This window comes from Streptomyces sp. SDr-06 (assembly GCF_003324565.1).
Taxonomy (GTDB): domain Bacteria; phylum Actinomycetota; class Actinomycetes; order Streptomycetales; family Streptomycetaceae; genus Streptomyces.
On sequence record NZ_QOLA01000006.1, the window covers coordinates 17,696 to 33,028 of the forward strand.

14 protein-coding genes are annotated in these 15,333 nt (G+C 70.1%); 11 read left to right on the forward strand and 3 right to left on the reverse strand.

Annotated features, from left to right (window positions below; all coding sequences use genetic code 11):
* Nucleotides 1-5 precede the first annotated feature (5 nt).
* The 4 genes from DT019_RS15005 to DT019_RS15020 all read left to right on the forward strand — a co-directional run bounded on the left by DT019_RS15005 (nucleotide 6) and on the right by DT019_RS15020 (nucleotide 5,750).
* A complete protein-coding gene (locus DT019_RS15005; RefSeq protein ID WP_114037296.1) occupies nucleotides 6-1,946 on the forward strand; it encodes a condensation domain-containing protein in 1,941 nt (646 codons plus the stop codon).
* Nucleotides 1,943-3,190, forward strand: a complete 1,248-nt coding sequence (locus tag DT019_RS15010; protein ID WP_114037297.1) for an aminotransferase class I/II-fold pyridoxal phosphate-dependent enzyme — start codon at nucleotides 1,943-1,945, stop codon at nucleotides 3,188-3,190. The genes DT019_RS15005 and DT019_RS15010 overlap by 4 nt, the downstream gene beginning before the upstream one ends.
* A gap of 353 nt (nucleotides 3,191-3,543) precedes the next feature.
* Complete coding sequence (locus DT019_RS15015) at nucleotides 3,544-4,305, forward strand: SDR family NAD(P)-dependent oxidoreductase (RefSeq protein ID WP_114037298.1); 762 nt, start codon at nucleotides 3,544-3,546, stop codon at nucleotides 4,303-4,305.
* 164 nt (nucleotides 4,306-4,469) lie between these two features.
* Nucleotides 4,470-5,750 carry an MFS transporter gene (locus DT019_RS15020; RefSeq protein ID WP_114037299.1) on the forward strand — a complete coding sequence of 427 codons (1,281 nt, stop codon included), beginning with the start codon at nucleotides 4,470-4,472 and terminating at the stop codon, nucleotides 5,748-5,750.
* A gap of 477 nt (nucleotides 5,751-6,227) precedes the next feature.
* Here the strand turns inward: DT019_RS15020 and DT019_RS15025 are convergent, their stop codons facing one another.
* Together DT019_RS15025 and DT019_RS15030 are read right to left on the reverse strand one after the other, a co-directional pair.
* Nucleotides 6,228-6,641 (reverse strand): ATP-binding protein, encoded by a 414-nt coding sequence (locus tag DT019_RS15025; RefSeq protein WP_114037580.1) that lies wholly within the window; start codon nucleotides 6,639-6,641, stop codon nucleotides 6,228-6,230.
* A gap of 356 nt (nucleotides 6,642-6,997) precedes the next feature.
* The gene (locus tag DT019_RS15030; protein WP_114037300.1) at nucleotides 6,998-7,591 is read right to left on the reverse strand and encodes a TetR/AcrR family transcriptional regulator; all 594 of its coding nucleotides are present in this window, start codon (nucleotides 7,589-7,591) and stop codon (nucleotides 6,998-7,000) included.
* A gap of 102 nt (nucleotides 7,592-7,693) precedes the next feature.
* Between DT019_RS15030 and DT019_RS15035 the strand changes: the two genes are divergently transcribed.
* Nucleotides 7,694-8,428 (forward strand): nitroreductase, encoded by a 735-nt coding sequence (locus tag DT019_RS15035; RefSeq protein ID WP_114037301.1) that lies wholly within the window; start codon nucleotides 7,694-7,696, stop codon nucleotides 8,426-8,428.
* Between the two features lie 201 nt (nucleotides 8,429-8,629).
* Here DT019_RS15035 and DT019_RS15040 read toward each other — a convergent pair whose 3' ends face one another.
* Complete coding sequence (locus tag DT019_RS15040) at nucleotides 8,630-9,817, reverse strand: PP2C family protein-serine/threonine phosphatase (RefSeq protein ID WP_114037302.1); 1,188 nt, start codon at nucleotides 9,815-9,817, stop codon at nucleotides 8,630-8,632.
* A gap of 128 nt (nucleotides 9,818-9,945) precedes the next feature.
* On the opposite strand from DT019_RS15040, the gene DT019_RS15045 reads away from it, so the two are divergent.
* From DT019_RS15045 to DT019_RS15070, 6 genes are all read left to right on the forward strand, one after another.
* Nucleotides 9,946-10,251, forward strand: coding sequence for a MarR family transcriptional regulator (locus tag DT019_RS15045; RefSeq protein ID WP_114037303.1), 306 nt, complete (start codon nucleotides 9,946-9,948; stop codon nucleotides 10,249-10,251).
* 1,110 nt (nucleotides 10,252-11,361) lie between these two features.
* Nucleotides 11,362-12,234 (forward strand): STAS domain-containing protein, encoded by an 873-nt coding sequence (locus DT019_RS15050; protein ID WP_114037304.1) that lies wholly within the window; start codon nucleotides 11,362-11,364, stop codon nucleotides 12,232-12,234.
* Nucleotides 12,231-12,641: an STAS domain-containing protein gene (locus tag DT019_RS15055; RefSeq protein WP_114037305.1), complete on the forward strand. Its 411-nt coding sequence runs from the start codon at nucleotides 12,231-12,233 to the stop codon at nucleotides 12,639-12,641. The genes DT019_RS15050 and DT019_RS15055 overlap by 4 nt, the downstream gene beginning before the upstream one ends.
* Nucleotides 12,625-13,083: an anti-sigma regulatory factor gene (locus DT019_RS15060; protein ID WP_114037306.1), complete on the forward strand. Its 459-nt coding sequence runs from the start codon at nucleotides 12,625-12,627 to the stop codon at nucleotides 13,081-13,083. Before DT019_RS15055 ends, DT019_RS15060 begins: the two co-directional genes overlap by 17 nt.
* Nucleotides 13,074-14,087, forward strand: a complete 1,014-nt coding sequence (locus DT019_RS15065; RefSeq protein ID WP_223279526.1) for a SpoIIE family protein phosphatase — start codon at nucleotides 13,074-13,076, stop codon at nucleotides 14,085-14,087. Before DT019_RS15060 ends, DT019_RS15065 begins: the two co-directional genes overlap by 10 nt.
* Nucleotides 14,084-15,331 carry a PP2C family protein-serine/threonine phosphatase gene (locus DT019_RS15070; RefSeq protein ID WP_114037307.1) on the forward strand — a complete coding sequence of 416 codons (1,248 nt, stop codon included), beginning with the start codon at nucleotides 14,084-14,086 and terminating at the stop codon, nucleotides 15,329-15,331. Before DT019_RS15065 ends, DT019_RS15070 begins: the two co-directional genes overlap by 4 nt.
* Nucleotides 15,332-15,333 lie beyond the last annotated feature (2 nt).

Sequence of the window (15,333 nt, forward strand, 5' to 3'; positions counted from 1 at the left end):
CTGCCATGGACCGCCTTCCCGAACCGATACCGGCCCCGGACCGCGCCACCGTGCTGCGCAGCGGACCGCTGAGCTGGGTCCAGCAGTGGCACTGGTTCGAGCGCACCATTCCCGGACCCCGGCGTGTGAACCCGACCCCGCTCGCCGACCACTGCCACGTCCCGCCCCCGGCAAGCGTCGACGACGTCCTCGTAGCGCTCGCGTCGTTGGCCGCCCGCCACGAAGCGCTGCGGACCACCATCGACCCGCTCCGCCCGCTCCAGTACGTCCACCGCGCGGACTGGGCCCCGCTGCCGGTCGACTACGCGGACGTCACCGACGTCGACGCCGACACCCTGGAGGCCGCCACGGCAGAGCTGGCCACCCGCCCGATCGACCCCGAGCGGCAGCCGCCGTGGCTCGCCAGGGTGCTGCTCAAGGCGGGAAAGCCGCGTGCGGTCCTGCTGGCCGCCCACCACACGGTGATCGACGGATGGGGGCTTGCGGTCCTGCTCGGCCAACTGCACGATCACCTGCGCGGCAACGAGGCTCCGGCGGAAGCCTTGATGCATCCGCTCGACGCGGTCGCCGCCCAGCCGCTGGGACGCGCCCATGCTGCGGAACGCGAGTGGCTCGCACGTCTCGCGAGCAACCCGACCGGCGTGCTGGACCCGTTCGGGGGGACCGACAAAGGCGAGGGGCGCCACCGCCTCCAGCACCGCTCCGTGGGAGCGTACGACGACCTCCAACGCGTCGCCCGACGTTATGGGGCCAGCCCGGAGGTCGTGGTCCTCGCGGCGCTGGCCCACGACGTCGCCGCCCGCACCGGCGAACACCGGTTCCTCGCCTCCGTGGTGGTCTCCAACCGCACCCGGGCCTCGCTGCGCAGCAGCATCGCCGTCCGGGCCCTGACGGTTCCGGTGCAGATCGACCTCCGTCCGGGCGCGGCGTTCGGCGAGGTCGTCGCCTCGGTCGCCGCCGCCTCCGCCGCTGCCTACCGGCACGGCCAGTACCGCCCCGCGGAACTGGTGGCCGCCCAGGCGCGCATGGACCGCCGCCGCGGCGTCGTGTCCGTACCCACCATCGAGTACAACTGCTACGCGTGGCCGCGCGACTACCTGGTCCCACAGCGCGGGGGCGCCGAGGCCGACACCCCGCCGGACGGGCCCACCACGTGGATCACCAGCTCCCCCGACGAGCCCTGCGAGACGCTCTACGTCGACCTCGGTCTCGACACGGGGGCCGTCGTCCTCGATGTCACCGTCGGGGACCATCTGCTCGACGCCGGGCAGGCCACGGCCCTGCCCGTCCGCCTGTGCGAGCTGCTGCGCACGCTCGCCGACGGTGCCGAGTGCCCGGTCCCCCACCAGCCGTCGGCGCCACCCGCCGCCGGCTGGTGGCGCGCCCCGCAGGGGTGGGTGTGCCTGCCCCTGGTCGAAAGGGTGGTGCGCGGCCATCCCGGGGTGCTCGACGTGACGGTGGAGCCCGGTGGGAAGGGGCCCGACCCCGAGTTGGTCGTGCACGCCCGAACCACCCTTCATGTCACCCCCGACGACCTGCACCGCCACGTCCTGGACCATCTCGGCGAAGTGCACGGCATCGTGGCCCCGGACCGCTACGTCCTGTCGCCGGCAGGCCTCGCGTCGCGCTGTCCGGCGCCCCCGCCGCGCCCGCCGGCCACCGACGCCGAACGGGCGCTGGCAGCCGCCGTGGCCTCCGCCCTCGGCGCCGGCGGCAGGCCGGCCGCCTCCCCCAGCAGCATGGCTCCTGTCGACATGACCCGCTGCCTCGCCGACCACGGCGTCACCCTGGTCGCCGTCCCCCGGCTGCTGGCGCTGCTCGAAGAATTCGGCTTCACCGGGATCGCGTCGGACGAGCTGGCCGGGACGGCCTCCCTCGGCCACCTCGCCGCAGCCCTGGAGCCTCTGGCGCCCCGCATCCCCCGTGGAGGAGAGATCCCATCATGACCGTCTCGCACACCGCCGCGCCTTCTGCGGACCGTCTGGCCCCGTGGGCCTTCGCCGCATTCGTCGAAGCCAACACCCACGACACGTCCTACCGGCCACCGGTGGTGGACGGTCCGGTCGGGCCGACCATCGTCCGCAACGGCCGCGAGCTGGTCAACTTCGCCAGCATCAGCTTCCTCGACCTGGAGCGCCACATCCCCGTGCGACGCCATTTCGCGGAAGGGGCGCTCGCCCACGGCCTGAGCACCAGCGGGTCCCGGATGACCCAGGGGATCTGCCGTCCACACCAGGTCCTTGAGGAGACGCTCGCCCGCCACACCGGCAAGGAGCAGGCCATCACCTTCGCCACGGGGCTGCTGGCGAACATCGGATTCGTCCATGCCATGAGCAGCTCCGCGCACTTCGACGCCGGGATCGAAGTACGCAACCACGACACCGTCTTCGTGGTCGATCGTGACATGCACTGGAGCATCTGGAAGGGCCTCGAAGGGCTCGCCTATGGCCGCAGCGTCCACGCGTTCCGGCACAACGACGTCTCCGACCTGGCACGCGTCCTGAACCGGGTCACAGCCCGCAAGACGGTGGTGATCGCCGAGAGCATCTACTCGGCCGACGGCACCATGGGGCCGATCGTGGAGATCCTCGATCTGTGCGACCGTCACGGCGCCATCAGCATGATCGACGACGCCAACGGCTTCATGGTGTACGGGCCCGACCACCGGCCCTACGCCCGAGAGGCAGCAGCGATCCGGGAGCGAGCCGACTTCGTGATGGTGTCCCTGTCGAAGGCCGTCGGTCTGGAAGGCGGCGCGATCGCGGGGCCCTCGGCAGCCATCGACGCCTTCGAACTGCTCTCGGGCACCTCGATGTTCACGGCCGCCATCCAGCCCCCCACCGCTTACGCCGCCACACGCACCATCGATGCCCTGGCCCGCCAACCGGCAATCGTGGACGACTACTTGGCACACGCCGCCCGGCTGCGCCGCCAGATGCATGAGGCAGGCACACCGACGACACCCACGGAGTCGTACATGCTCTCGGTGCCGATCGGGAACGACGCCGCCGCCCTGCAGATGCGGGAGTGGTTCGTCGAGGACGGCTACCTCGTCCCGGTCTTCTCCTACCCGGCCGTCGCTCGCAACCAGGCAGTCCTGCGCCTGTTCCCGCACGCGGGCCACACCGAGGAGCAGATGGAAGGCTTCCTGCGCACCCTCCTCACCTACCGCCGACGCCTCGGCGTCTGACGTCCCCACCGAAGGCGCCGCACCGGCCGACGACCGCCGGGCACGACCAACCGGACCGGCCCCGCCCGCTCCCACCCGCCAGGGAGGACCCGGATGAACACCTCTGACCTCCACGACGCACCTGTGCAGATTGCCGAAGAGGTCACCAGGGCCCGGCCCCGACGAAGTGACCAGCGAGAAGTCCTCGCCGTCGGCCGACCACCCTTTTCCTCGCCGTCCGCGCAGCACCACACGCGCGGCCCTCACGTGATCAACGGGACTCGCCCGTTCACAGCCCCCTTGCCCGCACCGAACAGGACTCACTCCGGGAGATGCGCCATGCGCAGAACGCTTTCCCCCAAGGACAGGCGGTCATGAGCGTCCTCGACCGCTTCCGGCTCGACGCGCGCGTCGCCGTCGTCACCGGCGCTTCCTCCGGGCTCGGTGCCGCCTTCGCCACGGCGATCGCCGAGGCCGGCGCCGATGTCGTGCTCGGGGCGCGGCGCACCGAGAGACTGGAAGCGGTGCGCACAGCCATCGAGAAACTCGGCCGCCGGGCTGTCGCCGTGCGCACCGACATCGCCGAGCCCGAGGACTGTCACGCGCTGATCGACGCAGCCATGCGGGCGTTCGGGCGGGTGGACATCCTCGTCAACAACGCCGGGATCAGCGCAGAACGACCCGCGTCGGAGGAGAAGCCGGAGCAATTCCGCGAAGTCATCGACATCAATCTCAACGGGTCCTACTGGATGGCGCAGGCCGCGGGCGCGGTGATGCTGCCGGGCAGTGCCATCGTCAACGTCTCCAGCATCCTCGCCCTGGTCACCGGCGGCCTGCCGCAGGCCGCCTACACGGCGTCGAAGGCCGGACTCCTCGGGCTCACCCGCGATCTCGCACAGCAGTGGACCCCCAGCAAGGGCATCCGGGTGAACGCCCTCGCGCCGGGGCTCTTCGCCTCACCGATGACGGACGGATACGCCGAAGGCTATGTCGAGGCGATGCTGCCCCGGGTCCTTTCGGGACGTGTCGGGCGGCCCGAGGAACTGGCGGCGGCGCTTGTCTTCCTGGTCTCCGACGCGGCGTCCTACATCACCGGGACCACGCTGACCGTCGACGGGGGCACGCACATCGCCTAGCGACGCGCGGCTCGAATGCCGGGGTGGCAGCCGTACTTCCGCCGGTCATGCCACCGGAATCTGCGAGTGGACGTGTTGATGCAGTCGACCAGGGTCCGGGCGCGCGAAGACCGAGAGCTCTTGCGCCCGGCGAACCCTTCAGGCGTCGGCCAGGGGAGCCTGCCATGACGACGGAACCGACCGCCCCTGTGGTCCCCCGCGGGCCGCTCGGTGATCCGCAGCTGCACCGGCTGGTCGCGGGCCAAGGGCTGGCGGCCGTGGTCGACGCGCTGTTCCTGATCTGGCTCACGCTCTTCGTACTTGAGCTGTCGGAGCCCGGGTTGGCCACAGGGCTCGTCCTCCTGGCCGTGGCGCTGCCGCGCGCGGTGCTGCTGCTGCCGGCGGGCTTGCTGGTTGACCGCCTCGGCCCTGGCCGTGTCACGGCTTTCGCCGCCTGGCTGAGGGTCGTCATCCTTCTTCTCCTTTGCGCCCTGGTCGCCTTCACCACTCCGTCCGTGACAACCGTCGCGCTGCTCGGCGGTCTACTGGGCGTCGCCGACGCCGCCTACTTGCCCGGCGCCCTGGCGCTGCTGCCCGCCGTCGTGCCGACCGGCAAGCTCGCCCGGGTCAACGCGCTGGTGCAGGGCGCGGAGTCGGCAGGCGATCTGGCGGGCCCGGCGGTGGCTGCCGGTGCCGTCGCCACCATCGGCTTCGAGGCGACGCTGGGCGGGATCGCGGCGATGGCCACGCTGGCCGCCGTCGCCCTCAGCACCCTCATTCGCGTGGCACGCAACACACACGGCGCCGCGGAGGACGCCGAGGGCAGGGACGGGGAGGGCACCGGGCCGGACGGCGTCGACAGCGAGCGGCTCAGCACGGCGCGTGCTCTGGGTGCGGGCTTGAGGTACGCCTGGCGAAACCCGATGGTGCGAGGGATGCTGGCGGCCGTCGCGCTGATCAACGTCACGGTCGTGGGCCCCGTACTCGTGGGCGGCGCGGTCCTTGCTGATCAACGCCTCGGCGGCGCAGGCTCCTTGGGGGTCGTGCTCTCCGGCTTCGGAGCCGGCTCACTGGCCGGCTCGCTCGTGGCCGGATGGCGGCCCCCCGCCCGGCGCGGCTGGACCGTGGCCGGCGGAGTCGCGGCGATCGGCGCAGGCATGGCCGGACTCGCCGTCGTCACCGACCTCGTCGCGGCAACGGCGGTTGTCTCCCTCATCGGCGTGGGGTCCGGGTTCCTCGGCGTGGTCATCGTGGCCACTCTGCAGGAACGAGTGCCGCGACGCCTGCTGGGGCGGGTGCTCAGCCTCGTCGTACTGGCCACGGTCGCGTTCGACCCGTTCTCCTACGTGCTTGCCGGCGTTCTGCTCCCCTACGGCACGACGACGCTGTTCCTGCTCTGCGGCAGCGCTGTGCTGGCGTGCGCCGTCCTGGTGGCCGCGAGCCCGGCGATCCGCTCCCTGCGCTGACCGCCCCAACGCGATCACGTGAACGCCGGCTGAGGACATCTCCCGCCCCGTCACGTCCCACGAGGCCGCCGCCGCGGGCACCTGCTTCGGATCCGACGACGATGCCGATGCCCACTCCGCCTACGCCGTGGCGCGGGGGGCGACTTCTCCACGCGCCGACGGGCCAGCCCCTTCGGCGTACGCGAATACGGTGCCCGCGTCCTCGAAGGCCACCTCTGGTACTTCCCCAGCCCGCTCGACTGAACAGGATCACAGACAAGTGCACGGGCAAGGGTTCGGCTCGGAGGTCCGTCCCGGCAGGGCTCTTCCCGCCCGGCACTGGGTCAAGTGACACGGGCGGCGGCACCCTGGTGGATGAACCGGCCATCGGGCCGGCCCCCAGCAACCCGTCATCGACCATCCTGCTCAGCGGCAATCGCAAGATCGCCGGAGGGGAGCGTCCTGAATCCAAATCCCCGGGCCCGGACTCCGCACCGGCTACCGAGCAGGGGAGCCAGTGGGATCGTGGAGAGCGACGCGGGCTGTGATGCGCTTACCAACGGGCTCCTTGCGCGCTTCGAAGCCGTTGACGACGGACATCACGATCTCCAGACCGTGCTGCCCCACTCGGCCCGCGTCCGCGGCCCGGGCAGCCGGCAGCACCGGATCGGAATCCCAGACCACGATCTCCACCTCCCCGCCCGTGATCCGCACATCCATCAGCGCCGGCCCGGGAGCGTATTTGAGGGCGTTGGTGACCAGCTCACTGACCACCAGGCACGTAAGGTCCACCGCGCGCTGCGAGACCTGCACGCCCTGCTGGTCCCGTACGCGCGCCAGGAAGTCAGCGGCGAAGTGACGGGCCTCGGCGATGCACCCGCCTTCACCGTCGAGCGCCGCACTCGCCTGCATCGGCCGGAGGGGGCCCTCTGGCACAACACCGTCGGCCCCCGCGACACCGGCGTCCACCGCGGTCATATCCGCCCCCTCACCGGCATGTGCCCACACGCCCCCGGGCGCGTTCTTCCACTTCATCTGACCCACCCCACCCGCGGCCCGTCCCTGTCATGTTCAGGGCGCGGCAGTGCGGTGAACGAGACAAGTGTGCCAGGCCCTCGCCATGGCTACGACAAAGACAAGGCAAGCAGACCGCGCGGCACGCCCCGAGCGGCTTCAGGGCCCGTCGTGAAAGGCCCGCCTCCCTCTCGGTCGAGCGGCGGGATCTTCGCGCCATGCACTCGGCATACCGAGCAACCCGGTGGGGCCTGTCAGCTCGTGGTCGGCAGCGCGTTGTCCAGGAGGGTCTCTGCCGCTGCCCGTGCGTGCCGCCCGTAGTCCGACTCGCCCAGCACCATGGCGCGGCTGGCGGCGCCGTCCGCGAGGGTGACGAGTTGCTCGGCGAGGACGGCGGGCTCGCGGCAGCCCAGTTCCGCAACCAGGTCGGCCACCAGCCGCACCATCAGCAGTTTCTGTTCGCGGGCGTAGGAGTGGACCGCGCTCTGGGGGTCGGGGAACTCCGCGGCGGCGTCGATGAACGGGCATCCGCGCACGGGATCCGTGCCGGTCGGGGGCGGGTCGAACAGGGCGAGGATTCGCTCCTTGGCGGGGATGTCCTCACGTGCCAGCACGCCCTCCAGGGTACGTCCCGTCGAGGAGAGGTCCTTGAGATGGGCGAGGACCAGCTCGTCTTTGGTCCTGAAGTGCGCGTAGAGGGTCCGCTTGGACACCGGCGCCCGCTCCGCGATCTGCTCCATGCCGGTCGCGTTGATCCCCTGGGCCGCGAAGAGTCCGGCCGCGGCGGCCAGGATCCGCTCCCGCCCTCCGCGCCCCGGCCGTCGAGACGCCGCCGTCATCGTGGTCATGACGTAAGTATACGTTCTCGTTTACTTCAGCGGGGGTGGCTGGCTACAGTGGCGCTTCAGGTAAACGATTGCGTTTACCTTGGTCATCCTGAGGGGAGTTCCATGAGTGGACCGGTCTTCACCCGCACGAGCGAGGCGCCCACCGGCAGGACACAGCCGGGCCGGACGCGAACGTCGGAGTACGCCGAGCAGCTGATCCGCGGGCGCCGCGCGACCCGCGCATTCCGTCCCGACCCGGTACCCGAGGACACGCTGCGCGAAGTCTTCTCCCTGGCCTGCACCGCGCCGTCCAATTCCAACGCGCAGCCGTGGCGGGTCGAGGTGGTCGGTGGCGCACGGCGAGACCGTCTGGCCGACGCCCTGCGCACGGCCCACTCCGAGCGACGCGTCACGGCCGACTACCCGTACTCAAAGGACATGTACGCCCCCATCCACCAGGAACGGCGATCCGCCTTCGGCGCCGGTCTGTACGGAGCGCTGGGCATCGACCCCGACGACCACCCGGCTCGCGCGGCCTACGATGTGGAAAGTCTGGGCTTCTACGGGGCGCCCCATGCCGCGTTTCTGTTCGTCACCGGCGACGGCGGGCCGCGGCTGGCCGCCGACGTCGGCGCCTACCTGCAGACGCTGCTGCTGGCCATGACCGGCTACGGCGTGGCCAGTTGCCCGCAGGGCCTGCTCAGCTTCTACGCCGACACCGTCCGCGATCAACTCGGAGTGGGCGAGGGGAAGCTGCTTGTGGGTATCTCCTTCGGCTACGCCGACGAGAGTGCGCCGGTGAACAAGGTCGCGACCGGCCGGGCGGACCTGGAGGCGACCACCACGTTCCACACCTAGAGCCGGTCCAGAAAGTGCTGGTCACAGCCACTCGTTGAGGGCTGCGACCAGCACGGTCGCCTCGTATCGGACGGCGATTTTGTCGTGGTCGGCACGGACCCTTGCGGCGTGGCGTGCGGGCGTCCGGAGCCGGTGCGAGGCATGCGGCTGCGTTCGAGGGCGGGCTGGAACTGCGGGGTGTCGTGACCGGGCCCGCAGTGATCAGCCGGGCATACAGCTCGTTTCCTGGCGACCGCGCCAGTCGAGGCAGACGACCATGGCGTCGTCGTCGGCGTCGATGGGGCCGCGGTGCCCGGCGAGTTCCTGCAGCACCGCACGCGGGACCTGTGAGGCGGGCAGCAGACGGGTGCTGGTCAGGGCGCGCGTCAGAGCTTTCTCGCTGTACCGCTCGCCGGCAGGGGAAGCAACGTCGTAGACGCCGTCACTGACGAAGACGAGACGGTCCCCGGGCTCAACACGAAATGGCTCGGCCCTGTAGGGCGTGTCCTCGAACATTCCGAGCGGGAGTTGCGCCTCGAGGTTGATCTGTTCGACGCGGCCTTGCCTGAGGCGCCACATCTTCGGGGAACCCGCATCGACGATCTCCGTGGCGCCGGTGTCCAGATCGAAGCGCAGGAGCAGGGTGGAGAGGTGGGCGTGCCCTTGGTAGTGGCCGTAGACGGCCTGGTCGGCCAGGCATGCCTGATCGGCCAGCGACAGTCCCGCCCGGCGGGCGTTTCTCAGTGCGTTGACGGCGAGGTTGGTCAGGAGAGCCGCTTCGATCCCCTCGCCCATGCCGTTGGTGACCACCAGGGTGAGACTGTCCGCGGAGGTCGACCAGTCGAAGTTGTCGCCGTGGATCGCGTAGGCGGGCTCGAGCTGGGCTCCGATGTCGTACTCCGGGCGGGAGCAGGACCGGCCCGGCAGCAGCTGCCACTGCATTTCGGCGGCCAGCGTCAGGCGGTTGGCCCGTCGGGCCTGAAGGTAGATGTCGGTGTCACGCTCGCTGACGACGATCTCGTGCCCGAGGACGCCCGCGATGTCCCAGAGCTCCTGCTCTGTCTCCGCGTTGTAGTTCTCCTGCGCCAGGGTGACGCTGAGAACACCGATGCGGTCTCCGCGGACGCTGATGGGCAGATGACTGAGCAGTCGGCCCGTCCGGTTGTCCTTCTCGACGTAGGGCTGCTGGGCGCCGAAGGCGCGGCCCGGCGAACTGTGGTGGACAGGAATGGGTTCGACAGTGTAAGGGAGCTCGCTGACAGGTTGCAGTATGGTCATCGCATAGTCGGCCATGAGCAGGTCAACGGAGATGGCCGCGTAGTGCGCCGCGAGAGCGTCCTGCACAGCTTCAAGCAGAGCGTGCGGGGCGGCTTTGCGCAGTGCGCGCTCCGCGGCCGTGAATCTGTCCACCGGTCAATTACCACCTATTCAGGAAGAAGCAACGAAGAAGGAACGGGAGGGCATTATGTCCCGGCAACCGCCGCTGCGGCTCAGAGCTGTATCCGCGGGAACCGGCGGCAGCGACGACTCTGCGGCTGATGGCCGGGGGGGCCGCCGCGGTCGCAGCTCGCGAGGCCATAGAGGTGCTGGAAGTGCTGTGGAGTCACGGGCGGGACTTGGCAGCCATCGCGCCGGTCTCGGCTTCGCAGCTGAGAGTCTTGTACATCCTCGCGGGTGACGACGGAATCAACCTGCGGACCCTCGGAGACGAACTGGGCTCCGCCCCTTCGGCGGTGAGCCGCATGTGCGACCGGCTTCACGCTCTCGGCTTCATTCAGCGGACCCCGAGCACTGCGAGCCGACGCGAGGTGGAGCTGCGGCTGTCGGACAAGGGCGTTGCTTAACTCAGTGATCTGAGGGCGCGCCGCGAAGCCGCGTTGACTGAGGTCGTATCGAGCATGACGCCACGGGAGCGGGGAACCTTTGCGCAGGGACCGGCCTGCTTCCGCTCAGCCATGCTTCGGGAAGCGGGGGACGACGACTCCCCGCACGGCGACGCCTTGGGCACAGCTTGACGCCGACTATCGGCCGAAGCACCCATGGGTTCACAGCCCTCAGTACTCCATCACGGCTTGATGCACACATCGAGCCATGGGCCGGGTCCAGATGGGAACCTTCTGGCACCGTCGCCCATAGAGACGTGTTTCTTCGTGACACCACTTCCTTGACTCCTTTTCCCGCACTCGGGGCCAGCGCTCTCCCGACACCTCGGCCCGGGTCACGGGCTGAGAGGCGCCATCAGTGGGGCTCGTACCCCGATGCGGGATCGCTTATCAGGAGCTCTCAGTTGAGGTGACTCACAGCCACCTTGATCCCGCCCGCGATCGCTGCACTGGTGCCCGCCGGGTGGGAACGTCGGCTGGCGAGAAGAGGGTTCGAACGTTCGCCCACCGTGTCGCCCACGGCGGTTACCGAACCTGCCGGGCGTGCGCGGCCGCCATGCACCAGGCCTCCACCTACGCCGCGCAGAGGTCGGCCACGACGAGCCCGTGCAGCGGAGCCCCTGAGCCCGCGGCCGCAGGAGCGGTCCACCTCCGGGTAGGTCAGCGTGAGATGTGGCGGAATCTGGGATGTTTCAAGGAAGTTCTGCTCGCTTTGGCCTATGACCGTCGCCATGGGGCACCCGCAAGGGCTCCGGTAGCGGCGACACCGCGTGGCGCGATCTCGGCGAGTCACGCAAGCTCCCACCAAGTGCGCAACAGGCCGGGCCCGTCCAGCCAGACAGGCCCTCCCCGACCGGCCTGGCAGGGCGGCCTTGTCCGGGACGCATGGGGGTCGCGGACGGGGTGTGGCACCGGGACGGGGGCAGGGGTTCCATGGCGGCCGCACGCGTGCGTATATTTGCCATACGACAACAGTTTCACGTTTAGGGTGTCGCTGGTGGAGGCCCGGAAGATGCGATGACCGCCCTGCCTCTACCGCACGCACTGACAGTACCGACGAAGGGGATCTGAGTGAGCAGCAGCGAGGCCGTGGTCCGGCAGCGCCTGGCGAAGGTGTTGCAGGAGAGTGCTGATGCGGTGGCCGACCGATGGGTCGCGCTGCAGCTGGCGCAGGCCGAGCTGAGAGAAGGGGTCAGTGAGCGCGAGCTGCGGGAAGAAGCCGATGCTTTGGTATCCGCCCTGGGCGGCGGTCTGGAGAGCGAACTGCCCGCCAGTCAGGTGGTGAACGCTCACCAAGAGCTGCGTCAGGCTGTTATCGACCTCTCACTGCGTCGGGCTCGGGGCGGCGCCACGCCTACGGCGACGTCGCTGGCGGTCCTCGTCCTGAAAGAGGCGGTGCTGGAGGCGGTTCAGGCGACCACGGAGGACGGAGCTGAGCTGTTCTCAGCCGCCCTGCTGGTCAGCCGGCTGCTGGACGCGGCGGGAGCCCTGTCGTTCGAAACGTATGTCGAGGGCCGCGAAGAGATCATCCGGCGACAGAGCCGCCAGCTGCTCGAACTGTCGACACCCGTGGTGCGGCTGTGGCGTCACGTCCTCGCGGTTCCCTTGATCGGCACGCTCGACACCGCCCGTACGCAGGTGGTGATGGAGAACTTGTTGCAGGCGATCCAGGAACATGAGGCACAGGTCGCCATCATCGACATCACGGGTGTGCCCACGGTCGACACGGCGGTGGCCCAGCACTTGATGCAGACCGTCAACGCCGTGCGCCTCATGGGGGCTGACTGCGTCATCAGCGGTATCCGTCCGCCGATCGCACAGACCATCGCCCAGTTGGGCATCGACCTGTCGAAGATCCTCACGCGCGCCAGTCTGGCCGATGCCCTGTCCGAGGCCATCAAATTGACCGAAGACGTGGTCGTTGAGCCGCAGGCGCTGCGGTGAGGGAGCAGCCAAGCGGCGGGGTTCCGATTCTTCGTCTGGGCGACGTCCTGATCACCGGGCTCCTCAATGAGCTGGACGACAAGACCGCCCTGGCGTTCACCGACGAGCTGACCGAGCGCATCGCGTCCGATCAGGCCCGCGGGGTTCTGATCGATATCTCACGTCTGGAGATGGTCGACTCCTTCGTCGCGCGCATGCTGATGGAGATGACAGCCATGTCGCGGCTGCTGGGAGCACGGGTCATCGTCGCGGGCATGCGGCCTGCGGTGGCCATCACTCTGGTCGAACTGGGCCTGGAGCTCGAAGGTGTCGAGACCGCCCTCAATGCGGAACAAGGCATGGCGGTACTCGGATGGCATCAGGGCTCGCGGCCCCCGGGAGGGGGGCGACATGACCCAACTCGCTAACCGCCACACGGCCGCGCCCCCCGCAGGCGATGAGCCGCTGACCGAGCAACTGACCCTGCGCACGGACGAGGATCTCCTGACGGCTCGCCACGCTGTGCGAGCGGCCACGGTGAAGGCCGGCTTCGGCATCATCGACCAGACTCGGGTGGTGACCGCCGCCAGCGAACTGGCACGCAACGCCTACGTTCACGGCGGGGGCGGAACCCTCACCATCGACTACCCGCGCCGCGGCACCAGGACGGGACTGCGGCTGACCATAAGCGACCGCGGACCCGGCATCCCTGATGTGGAGGCCGCACTGGCCGACGGGTTCACCACCGGCGCCGGCCTGGGGCACGGACTCGGCGGAGCGCGCCGGCTCATGGACGACTTCGAGGTACACACCACGGTCGGAGAAGGCACGACCGTGATCGCCACTCGGTGGACCGGGCCGTGCCGCTGAACGCCCTGACAACAGCGCATGTACGCATCGACCACTACAGCGCTGTCCATCTCGCCGCTGAGGCCGCCCGATCGCTCGGCAAGCGCTGCGGCCTGCCGGGCGCGCTGCCCGACCAGGCGGCTGTGGTGGCCTCGGAGCTGGCAAGCAACATCAACAAGCACGCGACCAACGGCGCCCTGTATCTTCAGCCGCTCCCCCTGGGAGGCGGCCTGGAGATCCTGGCGGCCGACCGCGGGCCCGGAATGCCGGAACTGGAGCGCTGCCTGAGAGACGGCTACACCACCGTCGGCACCCTCGGTGCCGGTCTGGGAGCCGTCAGCCGCATCGCCACGAACTTCACCGTCCGCACCGAAGTCGGCACCGGCACCCTGGCATGCGCCCGCATCACCCTGCCCGACCAGCCGGACCAGGCGTACCAGAACGCTGCTCTGGTATGCCTGTCCGCCGACCGCGAGCATCACTGCGGGGACGCCGGGACCATCGTCCCCACCGGCGACGCACACACCGCCATCGTCATCGACGGGCTGGGGCACGGCGCCGAGGCGGCTGAAGCCGCCCAGATCGCGCTGCGGTCCTTTCACAGCGCCGCCGAGCGGCCGTTGCCCGACATCCTCGCCGCCCTGCACCGCGCGCTGCGCCACACGCGGGGTGCGGCCGTGGCGATGCTGCGCCTCTACGATGCGGAACGGGCCGAATACTGCGGGGTCGGCAACGTGCGAGCCGTGGCGTTGTCCCCCGACGGCATCCACCACCGTCTGACCGGTCAGCCCGGCGTCGTGGGGTGGCGCATGCCCACCCCCCGGACACATCCCATCCCCCTTCCAGCGGGAAGCACCGCCGTCCTGCACACCGACGGCGTCGATGCCCGATGGACGCTCGACGCCTCGCTGTTCATGCTGCGCCTCCCCCCGCCGCTGCTCATCGCCTCGATGACCCACCATTACCGCTGCACCCGTGACGACGCGACGGCCCTCGCGTTCAGGCCCCCCAAGAGGCATCCATGAACGGCACCTTCGACGCACTGCCCTCCCTGCGCAGGGCAGTGCGCCACGTGGCCCACCAGTACGAACTGCCCCCAGAACTCCGCGCCCGTTTGGTCCTGTCCGTGACGGACCTGGCGGCACGCCAGTTCACCGCAGATCGCCCGGTCACCCTCGCCGTCGACGTCGCGACAGACCCGGCCGATGGCGCTTCCGTCATGGAGGTCACCCTGAGCGCGCACAAGGCCTGGGGCTCCCTCGACGGCACCCAGCTGCCCCTGCCCGCAGCTCCCATGACGTCCGCCACCTCGGTCGCCTGGCACATCCCCCTGCCCCACGACACCCCTGCCCTCCACCACGTCAGCCCGCGTCCGGCCCGCGAGCTGCCGAGCGAGGCGGACGCCGTGGACCAGGAGCTGCGCGCCACCCTCGCCCACGCCGACACCCTGGTGGCCGAGCACCGCCGGATCAAACACGAGCTGGCCGAGACCAACGGCGGCGTCCTCGCCCTGTACGTACAGCTCGAAGAGCGCGACGAGCAGCTGCGCCAGGCGCACGGCGCGATGCTCCAGGAACTCGAAGCCGCGCTGCGACCGCCTCCCTTGGAGGTCAAAGGCCTGGAACTCGGCGTCCACTACGCGCCCGCCGACCCGCACGCCCCCACCGGCGGCGATCTCTACGACTGGTTCCTCCTGCCCGACGGCACCCTCCACATCACCGTCGTCGATGCCCTGGGCCACGGTGTGCGCAGCACGCGAGCCGCCCTGGACGTCACCCACTGCGTCCGCACCCTCGCCCTGGAGGGGCATCCCCTCCGAGCCATCCTCGCGCGCGCACACGAACTGCTCATGCCGCTGAACCCGGGATTGATGGCGACCGTCCTGTTGGCCCGTCTCGACCCCGCCACCGGCGCGCTGCAGCTGGCCAACGGCAGCCACCCGCCCGCGCTCATGCTGCGGGCAGACGGCACCGCGGACTACCTCGAAACCTCCGGCCGGGGGCTCGGCTACCCGGTGCCCGGCAGTGACGCGGTCCTGAACACGCAACTCGGGCCGGGCGACCTCCTCATCCTCTACACCGACGGGCTCACCGAGAGCCGCAGAAACCCCCTGGAGGGCGAGGCCCGGCTCATTCAAGCGGCACGGCGGCACGCCGCGAAACCGGTGGCCGACATCCCCGCGGCGATCGCCGACGACATGCACACCATCGTCCTGCATCCCGACGACACCCTCGCACTCGCCCTCCGTGCCGCCCCGAACGTCGGCTAGCG